At 72.0% G+C, this 19653-nt stretch carries 18 protein-coding genes, 1 tRNA gene and 1 pseudogene; 8 read left to right on the top strand and 12 right to left on the bottom strand.

The annotated features are described in order from the left end of the window. Positions 1-160 precede the first annotated feature (160 nt). Positions 161-1132: a zinc-binding dehydrogenase gene (locus ACZ5Y0_RS11935; RefSeq protein ID WP_469128517.1), complete on the top strand. Its 972-nt coding sequence runs from the start codon at positions 161-163 to the stop codon at positions 1130-1132. 233 nt (positions 1133-1365) lie between these two features. On the opposite strand, the gene ACZ5Y0_RS11930 is transcribed toward ACZ5Y0_RS11935, so the two are convergent. Together ACZ5Y0_RS11930 and ACZ5Y0_RS11925 are read right to left on the bottom strand one after the other, a co-directional pair. Then, complete coding sequence (locus tag ACZ5Y0_RS11930; protein ID WP_469128516.1) at positions 1366-2763, bottom strand: NAD(P)/FAD-dependent oxidoreductase; 1398 nt, start codon at positions 2761-2763, stop codon at positions 1366-1368. Positions 2764-3138: 375 nt separating this feature from the next. Further along, positions 3139-3211: transfer RNA gene (locus tag ACZ5Y0_RS11925), tRNA-Thr, on the bottom strand. Positions 3212-3454: 243 nt separating this feature from the next. Here ACZ5Y0_RS11925 and ACZ5Y0_RS11920 point away from each other — a divergent pair. From ACZ5Y0_RS11920 to ACZ5Y0_RS11910, 3 genes are all read left to right on the top strand, one after another. After that, positions 3455-4543, top strand: coding sequence for an ABC transporter ATP-binding protein (locus tag ACZ5Y0_RS11920; RefSeq protein WP_469128515.1), 1089 nt, complete (start codon positions 3455-3457; stop codon positions 4541-4543). Positions 4544-4796: 253 nt separating this feature from the next. After that, positions 4797-5252 (top strand): hypothetical protein, encoded by a 456-nt coding sequence (locus ACZ5Y0_RS11915; protein WP_469128863.1) that lies wholly within the window; start codon positions 4797-4799, stop codon positions 5250-5252. Between the two features lie 61 nt (positions 5253-5313). Next, positions 5314-6045, top strand: coding sequence for a nucleotidyltransferase family protein (locus ACZ5Y0_RS11910; RefSeq protein ID WP_469128514.1), 732 nt, complete (start codon positions 5314-5316; stop codon positions 6043-6045). A gap of 262 nt (positions 6046-6307) precedes the next feature. On the opposite strand, the gene ACZ5Y0_RS11905 is transcribed toward ACZ5Y0_RS11910, so the two are convergent. The 6 genes from ACZ5Y0_RS11905 to ACZ5Y0_RS11880 all read right to left on the bottom strand — a co-directional run bounded on the left by ACZ5Y0_RS11905 (position 6308) and on the right by ACZ5Y0_RS11880 (position 12816). Then, complete coding sequence (locus ACZ5Y0_RS11905; RefSeq protein ID WP_469128513.1) at positions 6308-7981, bottom strand: DoxX family membrane protein; 1674 nt, start codon at positions 7979-7981, stop codon at positions 6308-6310. A gap of 138 nt (positions 7982-8119) precedes the next feature. Beyond that, positions 8120-9061, bottom strand: coding sequence for a 23S rRNA (guanosine(2251)-2'-O)-methyltransferase RlmB (gene rlmB / locus ACZ5Y0_RS11900; protein WP_469128512.1), 942 nt, complete (start codon positions 9059-9061; stop codon positions 8120-8122). A 111-nt stretch (positions 9062-9172) separates the two neighbouring features. Next, entirely contained in the window at positions 9173-10588 is a 1416-nt protein-coding gene (cysS, locus tag ACZ5Y0_RS11895) for a cysteine--tRNA ligase (protein ID WP_469128511.1), read from the bottom strand. A gap of 180 nt (positions 10589-10768) precedes the next feature. Beyond that, positions 10769-11278, bottom strand: a complete 510-nt coding sequence (gene ispF / locus ACZ5Y0_RS11890; RefSeq protein ID WP_469128510.1) for a 2-C-methyl-D-erythritol 2,4-cyclodiphosphate synthase — start codon at positions 11276-11278, stop codon at positions 10769-10771. Next, positions 11268-12020: a 2-C-methyl-D-erythritol 4-phosphate cytidylyltransferase gene (ispD, locus tag ACZ5Y0_RS11885; RefSeq protein ID WP_469128509.1), complete on the bottom strand. Its 753-nt coding sequence runs from the start codon at positions 12018-12020 to the stop codon at positions 11268-11270. Before ispD ends, ispF begins: the two co-directional genes overlap by 11 nt. Positions 12021-12333: 313 nt before the next feature. After that, positions 12334-12816: a CarD family transcriptional regulator gene (locus tag ACZ5Y0_RS11880; RefSeq protein WP_003953493.1), complete on the bottom strand. Its 483-nt coding sequence runs from the start codon at positions 12814-12816 to the stop codon at positions 12334-12336. A 664-nt stretch (positions 12817-13480) separates the two neighbouring features. On the opposite strand from ACZ5Y0_RS11880, the gene ACZ5Y0_RS11875 reads away from it, so the two are divergent. Then, positions 13481-14143, top strand: coding sequence for a copper chaperone PCu(A)C domain-containing protein (locus ACZ5Y0_RS11875; protein WP_469128508.1), 663 nt, complete (start codon positions 13481-13483; stop codon positions 14141-14143). A gap of 91 nt (positions 14144-14234) precedes the next feature. Here ACZ5Y0_RS11875 and phoP read toward each other — a convergent pair whose 3' ends face one another. After that, a complete protein-coding gene (gene phoP, locus ACZ5Y0_RS11870; RefSeq protein WP_466214042.1) occupies positions 14235-14906 on the bottom strand; it encodes a two-component system response regulator PhoP in 672 nt (223 codons plus the stop codon). 5 nt (positions 14907-14911) lie between these two features. Beyond that, complete coding sequence (phoR, locus tag ACZ5Y0_RS11865; RefSeq protein ID WP_469128507.1) at positions 14912-16246, bottom strand: two-component system sensor histidine kinase PhoR; 1335 nt, start codon at positions 16244-16246, stop codon at positions 14912-14914. A gap of 223 nt (positions 16247-16469) precedes the next feature. Here phoR and phoU point away from each other — a divergent pair, with 223 nt between their 5' ends. From phoU to ACZ5Y0_RS11850, 3 genes and pseudogenes are all read left to right on the top strand, one after another. After that, a complete protein-coding gene (phoU, locus tag ACZ5Y0_RS11860; RefSeq protein WP_469128506.1) occupies positions 16470-17171 on the top strand; it encodes a phosphate signaling complex protein PhoU in 702 nt (233 codons plus the stop codon). A gap of 473 nt (positions 17172-17644) precedes the next feature. After that, on the top strand, positions 17645-17797 hold the full coding sequence (locus tag ACZ5Y0_RS11855; RefSeq protein WP_469128505.1) for a hypothetical protein: 153 nt from the start codon (positions 17645-17647) through the stop codon (positions 17795-17797). A gap of 168 nt (positions 17798-17965) precedes the next feature. Further along, a pseudogene (locus ACZ5Y0_RS11850) lies at positions 17966-18204 on the top strand (SCO4226 family nickel-binding protein). 29 nt (positions 18205-18233) lie between these two features. Here ACZ5Y0_RS11850 and ACZ5Y0_RS11845 read toward each other — a convergent pair. Further along, positions 18234-18662: a VOC family protein gene (locus tag ACZ5Y0_RS11845; protein ID WP_469128504.1), complete on the bottom strand. Its 429-nt coding sequence runs from the start codon at positions 18660-18662 to the stop codon at positions 18234-18236. 97 nt (positions 18663-18759) lie between these two features. Further along, complete coding sequence (locus ACZ5Y0_RS11840; protein ID WP_469128503.1) at positions 18760-19521, bottom strand: phosphoglyceromutase; 762 nt, start codon at positions 19519-19521, stop codon at positions 18760-18762. Between the last annotated feature and the right edge of the window lie 132 nt (positions 19522-19653).

The raw sequence follows: 19653 nt of genomic DNA, 5'->3' as shown, positions 1-19653 counted from the left end.
CTGTCCGAGGTGTCCTTCATTCACCAGCGCCCTGACCGCCGTCTCCCTCGCCCTCGGCCGGCACAGCCTTGACCTCAAGCCCGCTTGAGGTCGAAGAGTGTGCCTACAGGGCGACGCCCCGACGCGTCGACGACCCACGAGAACGACTCCGGGAGACCCCATGCACGCCATCCGCCTGCACGCCTTCGGCCCGGCCGAGAACCTCACCTACGAGGAGGTCGAGGACCCCCGACCGGCGCCGGGCCAGGTCCGTGTCGCCGTCGAGGCGGCCGGTGTGCACCTGCTGGACACCGCCCTGCGCGAGGGATTCCAGGGCCCGCGGAAGCAGCCGACGGCGCTGCCGACCGTCCCCGGCCGGGAGGTCGCCGGGGTCGTCGAGTCCCTCGGCCAGGGGGTGGACGCGGGATGGCTCGGCAGGCGCGTCGTCGCCCACCTGGGTTTCGCCCCCGGCGGGTACGCCGAACTGGCCGTCACCGACCTCGACCGCGTCCACGAGATCCCGGCGAACCTGGACGCGGCCCAGGCGGTCGCGATGATCGGCACGGGCCGTACGGCGCTGGGGATCCTCCAGTTCGCCGAGGTGGGACCCGACGTGGTGGCCGTCGTCCCGGCCGCCGCGGGCGGCATCGGCACCCTGCTCGTGCAGTACGCGAAGAACGCGGGCGCCACGGTCGTCGGTCTCGCGGGCGGGCCCGCGAAGACGGCCCTGGTCCGGGGGAACGGCGCCGACCTCGCCGTCGACTACACGGACCCGGCCTGGCCGGAGAAGGTCCGCGCCTTCCTGGGCGGCCGGCCCGCCACCGTCGTCTTCGACGGCGTCGGCGGCGAGGTCGCCCGCGAGGCGGTGGCACTGCTCGGCCCCGGCGGCAGCCACCTCGTCTTCGGCTGGTCGGCGGAGGGCGTCGGGGACGGCAGGGGCCACTTCGTGGACGGCGTCTCGCAGTCGGTCCTCGGCCCGGTGATGCTGGAGAAGGCTGGCGGTCTGCGCCCCCTGGAACTGCGCGCCCTCACCGAGGCCGCCACCGGCCGCCTCACCCCGGCCGTCCATCGCTTCCCCCTGCGCGAGGCGGCCGCCGCCCACCGCGCCCTGGAGAACCGGGGGACGACCGGCAAGGTCGTCCTGGAACCCTGACACGACCGGAACCGCCCGGCAGGCCCGCCGGCACACGCGACCGGGACCACTCGGCACGCCCGACCGGGCCACTCAGCCGACCCGCTCGGTACCGCTCGGCGGACCGCTCGACACACGCGACCGGGTCCGCCCCGCACACGCGACCGGGTCCGCCCCGCACACGCGACCGGAACCGCCCGGCCGGCCCGACCGGCGGACGCGACCTCGCCCGCTGTGGGCGCCACCGAATCCGCTCAGTGCCGCCCCGCCACCCGGTCCGCCACCCGGGCCAGCCGCGACGACCCCGCGCTGTGGGTCTCCGTCTCCCGGCGGTCCGCCGCCCGGTACGTCGCGTACATGCCCTGCACGCCCAGCCAGCGGAGCGGCTCCGGTTCCCACCGGCGGACCTTGTGGCCGACCCAGGGCAGCTCCGTCAGGGGCGTCCGCCCGGCCTGCCCGGAGTCCAGCCGGACCAGGTCGCACAGCGTGCGCCCGGCCAGGTTGGCGGTGGCGACACCCGAGCCGACGTAGCCGCCCGCCCAGCCGAGGCCGGTCGCACGGTCCAGGGTGACCGTCGCGCACCAGTCGCGCGGCACGCCCAGCACCCCCGACCAGGCGTGCGCGACCCGCACTCCGGCCAGCGCGGGGAAGAACCCGACGAGGATCTCGCGCAGCGCCTCGACGGTCGCCTCCTGCGTCCGCCCGTCGTTGTCCGTCCTGGACCCGAAGCGGTACGGCACCCCGCGCCCGCCCAGCGCGATCCGCCCGTCGGCGGTGCGCTGCGCGTACATGTAGGCGTGCGCCATGTCGCCCAGCGTCTCGCGGCCGTCCCAGCCGACCGCCGCCCACTGCTCGTCGGTCAGCGGCTCAGTGGCGATCATCGAGGAGTTCATGGGCAGCCAGGTCCGCCGCTGGCCCTTCAGCGAGGCCGTGAACCCCTCGGTGCACCGCAGCACGTACGGCGCCCGCACGGTGCCGTACGGCGTCACCGCGTGCCCGGCCCGGATCTCGGTGACCGGTGTCGAGTCGTGCACCACGACGCCCAGCGCCTCGACGGCCGCCGCCAGACCCTTGACCAGCTTCACCGGGTGCACCCGTGCCCCGTGCGGCGTCCACGTCGAGCCGACCGCTCCGGCCACCCGGATCCGCTCGGCGGTCTCCCGGGCGCCGTACAGCTCACGGTCCTGCTCGCCGTACTCCAGCTCGTGCGCGTGGAAGGCCTTCAGCCGGGCCAACTGGGCCGGCGTGCGGGCCACCTCGATCACGCCGCCGCGATGCACATCGGCGTCGATCGACTCCTCGCCGACGACCCGGATCACCTCGGTGACGGTCTCGTTCATCGCCCGCTGGAGGCGTACGGCGGCGTCCCGGCCGTGCAGCTTCGCGTACCGGTCGCGGCCCGCGATGCCGTTGTAGAGCCAGCCGCCGTTGCGCCCGGAGGCGCCGTAGCCGCAGAACCGCTGCTCCAGGACGGTGATCCGCAGGAAGGGCGCGGCCCGCTTGAGGTAGTACGCGGTCCACAGGCCCGTGTAGCCACCGCCGACGATCACGACGTCCGCGGAGGCGTCGCCGGGGAGCGGCTCCCGCGCCGCGGGGAGGCCGTCGTCCGCGTACCAGAAGGAGATCCCGCCGTTCACGACACCGCTGCTCATGGCCGGACGCTAACCCGCCCGAGCGGCCCCTGTCTCCTTCGGATTCCGTCGTCTCGCACGCCCTGTGAACCAGCGGACAGCAGCCCGGCCCGAGGGGCACGGACACGAAGCGCGACGTCGGCGCCGGGTCGGTCCGCCGGCCTCGGGCCGGCACAGCGGGCGCGGACCGCCTCGACCCAGGGGTACGTCCAGCGCGAGCGGATCCGGTGGGCGAGCGCCGCGACGACCCCGGCCCGCGCGCAGCTCGTCCCGGGGTCGGGCGCCGGGGTGAGCGGGTTCCCGCGCGTGGTGGGGGCGTACGTCCGCGGCACACCCGCACCCCGGACGGACCGGCGGCGCGCCGGAAGGACCGCGGCAGAATTTCGGGAGAGGAAGAGCCCCCTGTCGGACTCGAACCGACGACCTTCGCTTTACAAGAGCGGTGCTCTACCAGCTGAGCTAAGGAGGCGTGCGCGCTCGCGTGCGGCGGACGCGCCCGAGCAGTGTACCCAGGTCGCCGGGGGCCCCTGTCGAAAATTCCCGCGAAGTTCACCTGCCTCCGGGTACTGACAGACCAGGTGAACGCCAGGTACCGTCCAGAACCGGTTCACTCATGTGGACTAAACCTTCCCGGGCACTGTCCGGGAGGCTCACCACCTTCCTACAACGGATCGTCCGGCACGTTCCTGCCGGTAGAAGGGGGCCCATCACCATGGCCACTGTCACGTTCGACAAGGCGACCCGGATCTACCCGGGTTCCACCAAGCCCGCCGTCGACGCACTCGAGATCGACATCGCGGACGGCGAGTTCCTCGTCCTGGTCGGCCCGTCGGGCTGCGGCAAGTCCACCTCGCTCCGCATGCTCGCGGGGCTCGAGGACGTGAACGGCGGCGCCATCCGCATCGGTGACCGCGACGTCACGCACCTGCCGCCGAAGGACCGGGACATCGCCATGGTGTTCCAGAACTACGCGCTGTACCCGCACATGACCGTCGCCGACAACATGGGCTTCGCGCTCAAGATCGCCGGCGTCAACAAGGCGGAGATCCGGCAGAAGGTCGAGGAGGCCGCGAAGATCCTCGACCTGAGCGAGTACCTCGACCGCAAGCCGAAGGCCCTCTCCGGTGGTCAGCGCCAGCGTGTCGCGATGGGCCGCGCCATCGTGCGTGAGCCGCAGGTCTTCCTCATGGACGAGCCGCTGTCCAACCTGGACGCCAAGCTCCGCGTGTCGACGCGTACGCAGATCGCCTCGCTCCAGCGCCGTCTCGGCATCACCACCGTGTACGTCACCCACGACCAGGTCGAGGCCCTGACCATGGGTGACCGGGTGGCGGTCCTCAAGGACGGTCTGCTCCAGCAGGTCGACACCCCGCGCAACATGTACGACCGCCCGGCGAACCTCTTCGTGGCCGGCTTCATCGGCTCGCCGGCGATGAACCTCGTCGAGGTCCCGATCGCCGACGGCGGCGTGAAGTTCGGCAAGTCGGTCGTGCCGGTCCAGCGTGACGCGCTCGCCGCCACCACCGACAAGACGGTCACCGTCGGCGTGCGTCCCGAGCACTTCGACGTGGCCGGCGCCGACACCGAGCAGGGTCTCGCGGTCGTCGTGAACGTGGTCGAGGAGCTGGGCTCCGACGCCTTCGTCTACGGCACCGCCACGGTCGGCGACGAGTCGAAGGACCTCGTCGTCCGCGTCGGCGGCCGCAACGTCCCGGAGAAGGGCAGCACCCTGCACGTCGTGCCGCGTGCCGGCGAGACCCACGTGTTCTCGACCTCCACGGGCGCGCGCCTCTCCGACTGAGCGACGGCCGCGCGGCGGGCCGAACCACGACCGGGTGAGCCACCCGCACGCAACGAGAAGGGCCCCGCGGCAGCCGCCGCGGGGCCCTTCTCGCGCACGCCCTCCGGACGCCAGAAACCCCGGCACGACGGGCGCCTCGAGCGGGAAACGTCAACCCCTTACCCAAAATGAGGCACTCCTTCATCCCCCGACCGGGTGACTGAATGTCGCCAAATCATTACCGCGCGCTACCCTCACACGCGTGAAGCACTCCGTGAAGCACTCCGCCACCCAACCGTCGCGACGCGGCCAGGGCCCCGCCCGACGGATCGGCCGCTCGCTCGCCCTCGTCCTGCCCGTCGTCATGGTGCTCTCGGGGACCCTCGCGGTCACCCGGGTCAACTGGTCGGGGAACCCCTCGGATTCGGTGCTCACCGCCTCCGACGTCTCCACCGTGCACCGCACCGCCCACGGCGCCGCCAGGGCCCCGCAGGATGTCCTGCGCGACCAGCTGCTGGCCGAACTCCAGGAGAAGGACCCGGGCACCGCGCTGACGCACCTCCAGGCCGCGGTGAACGGCAGGCCGTCCCTGGCGAAGCACTGCACCTCCATCGCCCGCGCCCTGGGCCGCGCCGCCGTCCGCGTCTACGGCCCCTCGCGCGCCCAGTCGTACGCCCGCCCGGTGTGCGACACGTCCTTCGCCTCGGGCGTCCTGGCGGCGCACAGCTAGGGCGCCGGCCCCCTTCAGGGGAGCCTGCCGACGGGAACGGGGCGCCGCGTACAGTTCGGGCATGACCGATCCGCACGCCGCGTCCCGACCCACGCAAGCCGTCATCCTGGCCGGTGGCCAGGGGTCGCGGCTGCGTCCCTACACCGACGACCGGCCCAAGCCGATGGTCGAGATCCCCGGGACGGGGACGCCGATCATCGGCCACCAGCTGGGCTGGCTCGCCGAGGAGGGCGTGACGGACGCCGTGGTCTCTTGCGGCCACCTCGCCGACGTCCTGGAGACCTGGCTCGAGTCCGCCGACCTGCCGCTGAAGGTCACCACGGTCGTCGAGACCGAACCCCTCGGCCGCGGCGGCGGCCTGAAGTACGCCGCCGCCCATCTCCCCCACCCCGAGCGGCCCTGGTACGCCACCAACGGCGACATCTGGACCCGCTTCTCGCTGCGCGACATGGCGGACTTCCACACCGAGCGCGACGCGGTCGCGACCCTCGCGCTGGCGCGGCCGCGCATCCCGTGGGGGGCCGTGCGCACGGACGGCTTCGGCCACATCACGGACTTCATCGAGGCCCCGCCGACGACGTACGAGATCAACGCCGGCGTCTACGTCTTCTCCCCCGAGTTCGCCGGGCTGCTGCCCGAGCGCGGGGACCACGAGCGGACCACGTTCCCGCATCTGGCCCGCGAGCGGCGGCTGGCCGGGTTCCCGATCCCCCAGGGTGCCTACTGGCGCGCCATCGACACGGCGAAGGACCTCACGGAGGCGGCCAAGGAGCTGGCGGCGCTGGGTCGCTGACGGCCGGACATCCCGCCACGACGACGGGGCCCCGCTCGCCTGCGAAGGCCAGTGGGGCCCCGTCGTCGTCCCGTGGGGTGCCTGGAGGCGTCGCGGAGGTGGCGTCGTCCGCCCGGCGGGCTCCGGTGCGTGGGATCGCACGGCGGAGGGCCGCCCCGACACCGGGTGTGTCGGGGCGATCCCGGCAACGCGGCCGGGGGCGCCCCCTCTGGGGGAGTGCGTGCCCGGCGTCGAGGGGCAGACGCGACTTTCGCCACCCGCCCTAGCCCAGCAGGCCGCCGACCAGGCCGGGGCGGTCCGCCGGCGGGGAGCCGCCGTCCGAGCCGCCGGTGGAGCCCCCGGATCCGGTGCCGCTGGCCCCACCGGCGGTGGGCCCCGACGTGCTGCTGGGGGCCTCCTCGATCGGGCTGGACTGTTCCCGCGGGGCCTCGCCGCCGGTGCCCTGGGTCTGGCTGGGGCCGCTCGTGGCGGTCTCGGTGTCCCGTGTGAAGCCCGGAGCGGATTCCTCGTCCCGCGTCGGCGCCTCGGACGTGCTGCCCTGGGTCGGCGAGGTGGACGCGGACGGCGTCCTGCTCGGCCGGTGCCCGTCGGACTCCTCGGGGAGCGGCGATCCGGGCAGTTCGTTGCGCGGGGCCTCACCCGGACCGGGGACGACGACCCGGTCGGCGTCGCGGACGGCACCGCCGAGGAGCGAGCCGATGAGCAGTGTGAGCCCGACGACGATCGCGGTGACGAGGGCGCCGCGGCGCAGCACGTACCGGCGCAGCTCCCACAGGTCGGAACGCGGCCCGAGCCGCCGCCAGGCACCGGCGGCGAGACGGCCGTCGACGGAGTAGACGGGGGCGCCGGCGATGATCAGCGGTGACCAGGCGGCGAGGTAGATGATGTCGGGCGTCTCGTAGACCGGGACGGTCTTCCAGCTGACGGTGACGATGAGCGCGGCGGAGAGCATGGCGCCGAAGCAGGCCGCGACCCGCTGCCAGCAGCCCAGCACCGTGAGAACGCCCACGACGACCTGGAGGAAGGCGATGACGAGGCCGGAGCCGACGGGGTGGTGCAGGGCGAACTGGCGCAGCGGCTCGGCGACTTCCCAGGGATGCAGGGTGTTGAGCCACTTCACCATGGAGCCGCGCTTGCCGCCGTCGAAGTAGACGGGGTCGCACAGCTTGCCCATGCCGCCGTAGAGGGAGATGAAGCCGAGGAGGACCCGCAGCGGGAGCAGGACGACGCCGAGGTTCATCCGGCGGCCGGGGAAGTAGGCGTGCCGGGCCGGGTCGGCGCTGTGCCGTCTGCCGCGCGAGCCGGTGTCCGCCGCGGCGGCCGCCTCGGCGAACTCCTCGAGCCCGCCGTCGTCGTAGGCCGGTCGGTCGTGACCGGAGTCGCCGTGGCGGGGCCTGCCGTCACCGGGCTCGTCGTAGGCGCTGCCGACCGGGCGCATCTGCGGCACGAGCCGCTGTTCGCCGTCGCCGTGGGTGCGCTGGGCGCCCACGAAGGGAGTTTCGAGGGTCTGCGCGGTGAGGTCTCCGTCGTAGCCGTCGTCGATCCCCACGCGGGGGATGACCTGGGTGGCTCCGGCGTCGGCCGCGGGCGGTTCGCCGTGGCCGACGCTGCCTGCCCGCACGGCCTGGAGCAGCCGGTGCGCGCCGGTGTCGTCCGGTGCGGACCGGCCGCTCCAGACGACCGGCCGACGACGGGCGGCAGCGGTTCCGGCGGCGGGGACGCGCGCGGTGTTCTCGGCGGCGCTCGCGTGCCGGGCGATCCGCGGGGATTGACTGCGCCGTGCCGACGCCCCCAGCTGCACGCGGAAACTCGCGTGATTGACGATGATCTGCGCCGGGTCGCTCGGCACCTTCACCATGCTCAGCGCGGGAGCGTCGTCGAAGCCCGACGAGAGGTCCCCCGTAGGTGTGCGGGGTGTTCTGGTGTCCACACTCATCTAACCGAGTGATGTGTGGTTAGGACACTGCCTCGACCCGCCGGATCTGTCCGGACAGCGTCAAGGTTGCCCCACACGCCGCAATCACCCCACACGGGTGAGCCGACGGACGGGTGCACGACCCGCCCGTCGTCAGCCTCAGACCCTGCGGCGAGCCGCCTCGTACAGGACGATCCCCGCCGCCACACCGGCGTTGAGCGACTCCGCGCCGCCCGGCATGGGGATCCGCACCCGGTGGTCGCAGGTCTCGCCGACCAGACGGGACAGGCCCTTGCCCTCGCTGCCGACGACGATGACGACCGGGCCGCCCAGGGCGGCCAGCTCACCGATCTCGGTCTCGCCGTCGGCGGCGAGACCGACGATCGTCATGCCGGCCTTCTTGTACGCCTCAAGGGCGCGGGTGAGGTTGGTGGCGCGGGCCACCGGGGTGCGGGCCGCCGCACCGGCGGACGTCTTCCAGGCACCGGCGGTCATGCCGGCCGCGCGGCGCTCGGGGACGACGACGCCGTGGCCGCCGAAGGCGGAGACCGAACGGACGACCGCGCCGAGGTTGCGCGGGTCGGTCACGCCGTCGAGGGCGACGATCAGCGGGTCCTCACCGTCGTCGTAGGCCGCGCTCGCCAGGTCCTCGGGGTGCGCGTACTCGTACGGCGGGACCTGGAGGACCAGGCCCTGGTGGTTGAGGCCGTTGGTCATGCGGTCCAGCTCGGGGCGCGGCGCCTCCATGAGGTTGATGCCGCCGCGCTCGGCCGCGAGCTGGAGCGCCTCGCGCACCCGCTCGTCGTTGTCGATGAACTGCTGGACGTACAGCGTGGAGGCGGGTACGCCACCGCGCAGCGCCTCGACGACCGGGTTGCGGCCGACGACCAGCTCGGAGGGCGACTTGCCGCCGCGGCCGCGCGGCACCGGACGGCGCGCGCTCTGCTTGGCCTTGGAGGTGGCGAGGCGGTTCTTCTTGTGCCCCTTGCGCATCTCGGCGGGCGGGGTCGGACCCTTGCCCTCCAGGCCCCGGCGCCGCTGGCCGCCACTGCCGACCTGCGCGCCCTTCTTGCCGGACATGCGGCGGTTGTTGGCTGCCATGACCTACCCGTCTGTCGTGAAGCGTGTGTGTGTACGTAATGCAGTGTGCCGCCCGGACACCCGGGCGGCACAATCGATCAAGATTGCGTCAAGAGTCGACCGAGGGGGCGCTCAGCGCGGGCCGAGCGTCCAGCGCGGTCCCTGCGGGCCGTCCTCGATGGTCAGCCCCGACTGGTTGAGCTGGTCGCGGATGGCGTCCGCGGTGGCCCAGTCCTTGCGGTCGCGCGCGGCCTCCCGCTGGTCGAGGACCATGCGGACGAGGGTGTCGACGACGCCGTGCGCGCTCTTGCCGAGCACGGCTTCGCCCCGGTCGTCCTCCCCGGCCCAGTGCGGGTCGAGGGGGTCCAGGCCGAGGACGCCGAGCATGGCGCGCACCTCGGCGAGGCGGGCCACGGCGGCTTCCTTGTCGTCGGCGGCGAGGGCGGAGTTGCCCTGCCGGACGGTGGTGTGCACGACGGCCAGCGCCTGCGGGACTCCGAGGTCGTCGTCCATCGCCTCGGCGAAGGCGGGCGGCACCTCGGCCGCGGGCTCGACGGCACCCCCCGCCTTCTCGACGACGCGCTGCACGAAGCCCTCGATCCGCGCGAACGCGGACTCGGCCTCGCGCAGGGCCTCCTCGCTGTACTCGATCATCGAGCGGTAGTGCGGGGTTCCCAGGTAGTAGCGCAGCACGATCGGGCGCCACTGCTTGACCATCTCGGAGACCAGAACACTGTTCCCGAGCGACTTGGACATCTTCTCGCCGCTCATGGTGACCCAGGCGTTGTGCACCCAGTACCGCGCGAACTCGTCGCCGTAGGCCTTGGCCTGGGCGATCTCGTTCTCGTGGTGGGGGAAGATCAGGTCCAGGCCGCCGCCGTGGATGTCGAAGGCGGAGCCGAGGTACTTGTGGGCCATCGCCGAGCACTCCAGGTGCCAGCCGGGCCGGCCGCGGCCCCACGGGGTCTCCCAGTCGGGCTCGCCCGGCTTGGCGGCCTTCCACATCGCGAAGTCGCGCGGGTCGCGCTTGCCGGTGATGCCTTCCTCGCTCGGCTGGCGCAGATCGTCGATGTCCTGGTTGGACAGCGCCAGATAGCCGGGGAAGGAACGCACGTCGAAGTAGACGCTGCCGTCGGCCTCGTAGGCGTGTCCGCGCTCGATGAGCCCGCGCATCATCTCGATCATCTCGGGGACGTGCCCGGTGGCCCGCGGCTCGTACGTCGGCGGGAGGCAGCCGAGAGCCTGGTAGCCGTCGTCGAACGCCCGCTCGTTCTCGTACCCGATGGACCACCAGGGGCGGTCCTGGTCGCGCGACTTGGCGATGATCTTGTCGTCGATGTCGGTGACGTTCCGGATGAACGTGACGTCGTAGCCGCGGTGGGCGAACCACCGGCGCATGATGTCGAAGTTCAGGCCGGAGCGGATGTGCCCGATGTGCGGGGCCGCCTGCACGGTGGCACCACACAGGTAGATCGAGACGCAACCCGGAGTGAGCGGGGTGAAGTCACGAATCTGCCGGGCGCTGGTGTCGTACAGGCGAATAGTCACCACCCCAGGGTAGTGGGCGTGGGCGAGTGCCCGGCACCTTCCACCGGTTTGGCCGTGCGGTGTCCGCGGACCGGTGGGGGCCGGGTGGGGGCGCCGCCACGACCGGGCCGGGAAACCCGGCTCCACACCCCTGCGCCCGGGCCGGCGCGGACACGACGTCGCGCCCCTCGCGACGGTCCCTCAGCCCCGCCGCACCACCAGCGCCGTCGCCACCGCCATCAGGCCCTCGCCCCGGCCGGGGAAGCCCAGCCCGTCCGTCGTCGCTCCGGACACCGACACCGGGGCTCCCGCCGCGTCGGAGAGGACCTTCTGCGCCTCCTCGCGGCGTTTGCCGATCTTGGGGCGGGGACCGACGACCTGGACGGCGACGTTGCCGATCACGAAGCCGGCGGCGCGGACGAGCCGGGCCGCCTCCGTCAGCAGGGTCACGCCCGAGGCGCCGGACCACTCGGGGCGGCCGGTGCCGAAGTGCTGCCCGAGGTCACCCAGTCCGGCTGCGGAGAACAGCGCGTTGCACGCGGCGTGCGCGACGACGTCCGCGTCGGAGTGACCGGCCAGGCCCGGCCCCTCGCCCTCCCACTTCAGGCCCGCGCACCACAGTTCGCGGCCCTCCTCGAAGGCGTGGATGTCGGTGCCGATGCCGACCCGGGGCAGCACGGGCGGCGGCACGGGGGTCGTCTCAGAAGCCATCGTTGAGCCTCCTGCGGGCGAGGACCGCCTCCGCGAGGACGAGGTCCAACGGGCGGGTGACCTTGAAGGCCTCCTCGTGGCCGGGGACGACCACGACGGTCAGGCCTAGCTGCTCGACCATGCCGGCGTCGTCGGTGACGTCGCGGGTGACGGTCTCGTGGGCGCGCACGAGGGTGGCCCGGTCGAAGCCCTGCGGCGTCTGCACGGCCCGCAGCCGCGCCCGCTCGGGCGTGGCGACGACCGGTTCGGGCCCGCCGGGGTCCGTTGCCGGTTCGACCTCCTTGACGGTGTCGGCGAGCGGCAGCGCCGGCACGACGGCCGGGGCGCCGTCACGGACGGCCTCGATCACGGCGTCGACGGTGTCGACGGGTACGAGCGGCCGGGCGGCGTCGTGCACCAGCACGATGTCGTGGCCGGGCGGCAGGGCGTCCAGGCCGAGCTTCACCGACTCCTGGCGGGTCTCGCCGCCGGGGACGACGACGAAGTCGGTGCGGTCGGGCAGGGCGTGCGCGTCGAGCAGCGACCTGACCTCGGCGGCGCCGTCCGGCGGTGCCACGACGACCACGAGGGAGACGGCACGGGAAGCGGCGAGCGCGCGCACCGCGTGGATCAGCATGGGGGTCCCGCCGAGTGTGCGGAGCGCCTTGGGGGCGCCCGGACCGAGGCGTACGCCCCGGCCGGCGGCCGGGATCACCGCGGCCGTGCGGACGGGGACGGGGGTGGGCAGCGAATCGTCAGACATCGGTTCCTGTCAGGTTTGTATGCTCGGCCTACGTGGGTACGGAGACAGCGTGCCGGGCGCGACGCCTTGAACGGACCCTTCCGTGACACCGGTCGAGGCGGCGAGCGGCACGGCGGCACGACAGACTGCGGGGGCTGCGTCCGAGGTGAACACGCACAGCTGTACCTGGCTGCGCGGGTACCCGCGCGGGTGGTGCGCGCGTCGGCGTCTGGGCATGAATATGCCGCAGTGCCCGGCGACGGGAAAGCGTCATCGGGCACCGCGGCATTTCACTGTGCTGAGCGAGCTGAGCTGAGGCCGGTCGGTCTCGGCGTCAGGACGCGAGGACCTCGTCGAGCAGGGCCTCGGCCTTGTCCTCGTTCGTGTTCTCCGCGAGCGCGAGCTCGCTCACCAGAATCTGGCGGGCCTTGGCGAGCATGCGCTTCTCACCGGCGGAGAGTCCGCGCTCACGCTCACGACGCCACAGGTCACGCACGACTTCCGCGACCTTGATGACATCGCCGGAGGCGAGCTTCTCCAGGTTTGCCTTGTAACGACGCGACCAGTTCGTGGGCTCCTCGGCATACGGCGCGCGCAGCACCTCGAAGACCCGGTCCAGCCCGTCCTGACCGACCACATCACGCACGCCCACGAACTCCGCATTGTCCGCTGGCACACGTACCGTCAGGTCACCCTGGGCGACCTTCAGCACCAAGTAGGTCTTGTCCACGCCTTTGATCTGGCGAGTTTCGATGGCCTCGATCAGCGCGGCCCCGTGATGGGGATAGACCACGGTGTCGCCAACCTTGAACGTCATGTGACAGGTACCCCTTCCGTGGCTATCCAGAGTAACACGGAAACTGCGGGTTCTGAATGGCGTTTTCGCAGGTCAGGGCATATCTCGGGGCTTGACAACAGCAACAGGGACGTGCTGCGACCGGCCGGTGGAAGCAGGTATTCGCAGGTCGGAGCGGCTCTCCATGGGGAGTGAAACACGCACGTCACACACCCCCGGAAGCCCTGGCGTGGGTCCGAACATCCCCAAATGTCCGCTTCCATGTGTGCGACTTCCGTTACTCCGTTCGGTGTCCCGAGCCGGATCCGCGCCGTTTCCGGAATTGATCACACGGTCGGCCGAACACGCGGTGATCAATTCCCGCGACGGCCGCGCATTCCCTCACGAAAAATGCCCCACCCCCGGTGAGCGGCGCTTATGTGAATGCGCGACGACGTCCTGGCGGTCATCGGAAGCCAATGTGACTCACCGGTCACTTGTGGCTGCCGGGACAGGTGGGACGGGTGTGCCGCGGCACGTCCGCCGTCGGACGTCTCGCGGCGACCGACGGGGGCCGGATCGCCGCAGAGGCGGGTCGGGTGCGGTGCCGTGGGGACGGCTCGGTAACCTAAGGCCGCCGACAGACCCTTAGGGCGGCTTTATCCAAGGAGAGCTGCCCCTGCGTTCCCAAGGAGTTGCCGCCGCCGTGAGCAGCAGCCTTCGACGCGGCGCCCTCGCCGCGTCCGCCCTCGTGTTCTCGATCGCCACGCTCGCCGCCTGCGGCGCAGGCAACGACGCCCAGACGCTGGAGATCAAGCCGGACAACGCCGCCACCAGCGTCGGCGACATCAAGCTGCAGAACGTCGTCATCATCACCCAGCCCGACCCGGAGTCCACGGGCCCCGCCGCGATCTCCGCGACCGTCTTCAACAGCAGCAGGAAGGCGCAGACGCTGGAGTCCATCTCCGTGGACGGCGCCGACGGCACCGTCGAGATCAAGCCCGCCAAGGGAGACGGCAAGCTGACCGTCCCGGCCGGCGGCTCCGTCGTCATCGGCGGCCGGAACAACGCCACCGCCAGCCTCTCCGACACTCCTGAGGCGATGCAGGACGGCAACGCCCAGAAGGTCACCTTCACCTTCAGCGAGACCGGCGAGGTCAGCCTGCGCGCCTTCGTGGTCCCCGCCGAGCACTACTTCGCCGAGTGGGGCCCGAGCGACATCCCGAGCGCCCCTGCGGAGTCCGCCTCCGAGTCGCCGTCCGCCGGCGCGTCCGCCTCCGGGGCCCCGGGCGCCGAGGGCGAGAGCACGGCTTCCCCGAGCGACACGGCCTCCGCGAGCGCCTCGCAGTCGGAGACGGCCGGCCACTGAGCGCCGTACCCCTGGCACGTGGGAACGACGGAGGGGCGGCACCCCGCGTGGGGTGCCGCCCCTCCGTCGTGTGTCACCGGGGGCTCACGGCCTACGGCTCGAACTTGTAGCCCAGGCCGCGCACTGTCACCAGGTACCGCGGGGCACCGGGGTCGGGCTCGATCTTCGCGCGGAGGCGCTTGACGTGCACGTCGAGGGTCTTGGTGTCGCCGACGTAGTCGGCGCCCCAGACTCGGTCGATGAGCTGCATGCGGGTCAGGACGCGGCCCGCGTTGCGCAGCAGCATCTCCAGGAGGTCGAACTCCTTGAGGGGGAGATCGACCTTGGAACCGGAGACGGTGACGACATGACGGTCGACGTCCATCCGCACCGGGCCGGCCTCCAGGGCCGCCGGAGCGACCTCCTCGGGCTCGCCGCGGCGGCGCAGCACCGCCCGGATGCGGGCCACCAGCTCGCGGGAGGAGAACGGCTTGGTGACGTAGTCGTCGGCTCCTATTTCGAGACCCACCACCTTGTCGATCTCGCTGTCCTTGGCCGTCACCATGATCACGGGGACGTTGGAGCGGCCGCGCAGCTGGCGGCAGACCTCCGTGCCGGGCAGGCCCGGCAGCATCAGGTCGAGAAGCACGAGGTCGGCGCCGTTGCGCTCGAACTCGTCGAGCCCATCGGGACCCGTGGTCGCGACGGCGACCTCGAAGCCCTCCTTGCGGAGCATGTACGACAGGGCGTCGGAGAAGGACTCCTCGTCCTCGACGACGAGCACTCGGGTCACGGAAGGACCTCCGGGGCGGAAAGCGTCTGGTACGCGGCTGAGTCGGGGGGTGAGGCATGGGGGGTGCCGGCGGCGGACCCGCCCTCCACGTCGTCGTCGAGGCCGGGGTGCTGCTGGGCGCGGTCACGGGCGGCGCCCGCCTCCGGCAGTCGCAGCGTAAACGTGGAGCCCTGTCCCTCCGCGCTCCACACCGTGACCTCCCCGCCGTGCGAGGCGGCCACGTGTTTGACGATCGCCAGCCCGAGGCCCGTACCGCCGGTGGCACGGGAACGGGCGGGGTCGACTCGGTAGAAGCGTTCGAAGATGCGCTCCTTGTCCGTGTCCGAGATGCCGATGCCCTGGTCGGTCACGGCGATCTCGATCAGTTCCCCGCCGTGCATGGTCACCCTGCGGGCGGCTATGCCGACGCGGGTGCGGGCGGGGGAGTAGTTGACGGCGTTCTCGACCAGGTTGCCGAGGGCCGCGGCCAGCTGGCCTCGATTGCCCCAGATCCGCAGGTCGTCGGCGTCGGCCGCCCGTCGCCCATCACCACCCGGCTCCAGTGCCGGGGACGCCGCCACGTTCGCGGCCATGGTGATCTGTTTGGCACCGGCCTGGTGCCGGCAACGGTCGATGGCCTCGGCGACGAGTTCGTCGACGCGGACCGGTTCGGCGTCCTCGAGCGGGTCGTCGTTCTGGACCCGCGAGAGGTCGATGAGTTCCTGGACCAGGTTGGTCAGGCGGGTCGCCTCGATCTGCATGCGGCCGGCGAAGCGCTCCACCGCCTCGGGGTCCTCGGAGGCGTCCATGACAGCTTCGGAGAGCAGGGAGAGGGCGCCGACCGGGGTCTTCAGCTCGTGGCTGACGTTCGCGACGAAGTCGCGGCGGACGGCCTCGATGCGGCGGGCCTCGGTCAGGTCCTCGACGAGCAGGAGGACGAGCCGGGAGCCGAGCGGGGCCACCCGGGCCGACACGGCAAGGGCCTCGCCCCGGCCGGTGCCGCGCCGGGGCAGGTCCAGTTCGACCTGACGTATCTCGCCGTCACGTCGGGTGTCCCGGGCCATCAGGAGCATCGGTTCGACGGCGAGTTTCCCGCCGCGGACCAGCCCGAGGGCGTACGCGGCGGAACTCGCCTTGACGACGGCGTCGGCCTCGTCGAGGACGACGGCCGAGGAACGGAGCACGGACAGGACGGTGTCCACGCCCGGCGGAAGCACGGGATCGGTGTGCAAGGAGGTCCTGGTGGGTCGGTTCTGGTCGCGCTCACTCCAACGGAACGCCAGCATGGCGATCACACCGGTGAGCACCCCGGCGATCGCTGCTGCTGCGGCGACCGCCGCGTTCACGTCCATGCGTCCAGGTTAGGCATGCGATACGCCCTGGCCACAGCCATCGAGGTGCGACCTCGAACACTCGTCGCCCAGAGTTCACCTTGGAGCCAGGGGCGGTTCATTTGGGGGGACGGAATCCGACGCGTACGGGGCGGACCGTGGCACCGTGGGGTTCGCAGCGCCGGTTCCATGGCCGGTCCCGGCCCCCGGAACCCCCGAGAACGACGTACGAGAGGGAACCCTGATGCGGGACGCGTACCACGAGGAACTGGACTCGATCGGCGACGGTCTGGTGGAGATGGCCCGGCTGGTGGGGTCGGCGATCGGGCGCGCCACGACCGCCATCCTCGATGCCGATCTGAAGCTGGCCGAGAGCGTGATCGAGGCCGACAAGAAGGTCGACGAACTTCAGCACGACCTCGAGGCGCGGGCCATAGCGCTGCTCGCGCGCCAGCAGCCGGTGGCGACGGACCTGCGCATAGTCGTCACGTCGCTGCGGATGTCGGCCGATCTGGAGCGCTCCGGCGACCTCGCCCAGCACGTGGCGAAGCTGGCCCGGCTGCGCTTTCCCGAGCGGGCGGTGCCGCAGGACCTGCACGCCACCATCCTGGAGATGGGGCAGCTCGCGCAGCGCCTGATGGCCAAGGCGGCCGAGGTGATCATCACGAAGGACGTCGACCTCGCGCTCCAGCTGGAGACCGACGACGACGCGATGGACCTGCTGCACCGCACGCTCTTCCAGCACCTGATCGACGACCGCTGGAAGCACGGCATCGAGACGGCCGTGGACGTGACACTGCTCGGCCGCTACTACGAGCGCTTCGCCGACCACGCGGTGGCGGTCGCCAAGCGGGTGGTGTTCCTGGTGACGGGCGAACACGCGGACAACCTCCAGCATGACCTGCCGACGGAGATCCCGCCGGTCACAGGGGCGGAGGGGGCCTAGTCAGCTCCGTGCTCGGGGGTGGCGGCGGGCCGGGGGCGGGGCCGGGGGACCGGAAGGCCGCCTGGTGTGCCTCGGTGACGGGACGGGAAGCAGGGCGGCCCCGCGCCAGTGAAGGGGGGTAGGCGGGGGGGGCGGCCTGCGCCGGTGCCGGAGCGGAAGGCAGGACGACCCGCGCGCCGGTGAAGGGGGCGTAAGGCGGGGCGGTCTGCCTCGGTGAAGGGGCGGAAGGGGCGCGGCATCCTCCGTGTCGCCTTGCCTCGCCGGTGAGGGAGCCGGACGTGGCACGGTCCGTCCCGGCGACGGGACGGCGCAAGGCCTGGTCCGGCTCCTCACCGTCCCGGAGGGGGCGTGGGCCGCCCGCTCCGGGACGGGCCGAAGGCTTCTGGGAGCCCCTGTGCGCCGTTGATGCGCCTACCCGAACGGGCATGAGATGGGCACAGGCGCTCCTGCCTCCAGGCCTCCAGGAGGAACCCATGGCCGAAGCCCCCAGCAAGCCCGACCCCACCCGGGAACGCCCGACCGAGCAGCCCGCCGAGATCAGGAAGCTGCCCCTGATCGCGGCGTGCGGCTGCGGCTCGGGCTGCGGCTGCGGCTGCCAGTCGGGCAGCCCCTGCCAGTGCGGCTGAGACGCTGCGACGAGAGGGGCCGGACGCGATGTGCGCCGGGCCCCTCTTCCCATGGCGTCGGCGTGTCCCCCTGCCGCGAACCCGTGCGCACAGGCGCAGCATGGAAGGGGACAACGGCCGGCAGCACTCCCCCAGTTGGGTTGCCTGCGGGAGAAAGGGGATGCCGCCATGACCCGGTTCATGGACGTCCATCACGGCATGGAGGGCGCCACCGCCGACCAACTCCACCAGGCCGACCTCGCGATCGAGGCGGAGGAGGGCGTGCACTTCGAAAGCGCCTGAGGCACCCGGAGTCCGGCACCGTCTACTGCCTCTCCGAGGCGCCCTCCGCGGACGCGGTCCAGCGTATCCACGAACGCGCGGGCCACAAGGCGGACGAGATCCACGCGGTGCCGCTGTCGGTGTGAGCACGGCGACCCGACAGCAGCGAGGATGCTCAGTCGAGACAGAACTCGTTGCCCTCGATGTCCAGCATCGGGATGCACGCGTCATTGCCGTCGTACAGCGTTCGCACGTGCACGGCGCCGAGGGGGACCAGTCGCGCGCACTCGGCCTCGAGCGCGGCGAGGCGCTCCGCTCCCACGAGGCCGGTGGCGACGCGCACGTCGAGATGCACCCGGTTCTTGGCGGCCTTCCCTTCGGGAACGCGCTGGAAGAACAGTCGAGGGCCCACACCTGAGGGATCGACGCACGCGAACCACGCGTCCCGCTGCTCCAGTGGCAGCGAGCGCTTGTAGTCGTCCCATGTGGCGAACCCCTCCGGTGGCGGCGGTACGACGTACCCCAGCACCTCGCACCAGAAGCGGGCGAGACGCTCGGGTTCCGCGCAGTCGAAGGTGACTTGGAACTGTTTGATCGATGACATCGGCGCACCCTACCAACGGGGCTCCGTTGTCCATCTCCTCACCAGAAAGCCCCCGCCCCGCGAGAAACTCGCAGGTCGGGGGCTTACCGGTGTCGGGTTACTTCTTCTTGCCCTGGTTCTTGACCGCCTCGATCGCCGCCGCTGCGGCGGCCGGGTCGAGGTAGGTGCCGCCGGGGGTGAGCGGCTTGAAGTCGGTGTCCAGTTCGTAGGACAGGGGGATGCCCGTGGGGATGTTCAGGCCCGCGATGTCGGCGTCGGAGATGCCGTCGAGGTGCTTGACCAGGGCACGGAGCGAATTGCCGTGGGCGGCGACCAGGACGGTGCGGCCGGTGAGCAGGTCGGGGACGATGGCGTCGAACCAGTACGGGAGCATGCGGACGACGACGTCCTTGAGGCACTCCGTCCGGGGGCGCAGCTCCGGCGGCAGGGTCGCGTAGCGCACGTCGTCGAACTGGGAGTACTCGGCGTCGCGGGCGAGCGGCGGCGGCGGGGTGTCGTACGAGCGGCGCCAGAGCATGAACTGCTCCTCGCCGAACTCGGCGAGCGTCTGCGCCTTGTCCTTGCCCTGGAGGGCGCCGTAGTGACGCTCGTTCAGGCGCCAGGAGCGGTGGACCGGGATCCAGTGGCGGTCGGCGGCCTCGAGGGCCAGCTGCGCGGTGCGGATCGCGCGCTTCTGGAGGGACGTGTGGACCACGTCGGGCAGCAGGCCGGCGTCCTTGAGCAGCTCACCGCCGCGGACCGCCTCCTTCTCGCCCTTCTCGTTGAGGTTGACGTCCACCCAGCCGGTGAACAGGTTCTTCGCGTTCCACTCGCTCTCGCCGTGGCGGAGGAGGATCAGCTTGTACGGTGCGTCGGCCATGGCTATGAGCGTAATCCAAGGTTTTGGGGGCCGGTGCCCCCGCCCGAGGAGCGGACAGCAGGCGGACAGTTGACGGGATCTGTTAATCGAGTGGTCGTCGGAGCCGGGCCCCTCGTAAGTTGTAGCCACCGC

This window comes from Streptomyces sp. NPDC033216 (assembly GCF_055577115.1).
Note: the sequence above shows the minus strand (reverse complement) of the source record. Positions and strands in the feature narration are given on the sequence as shown.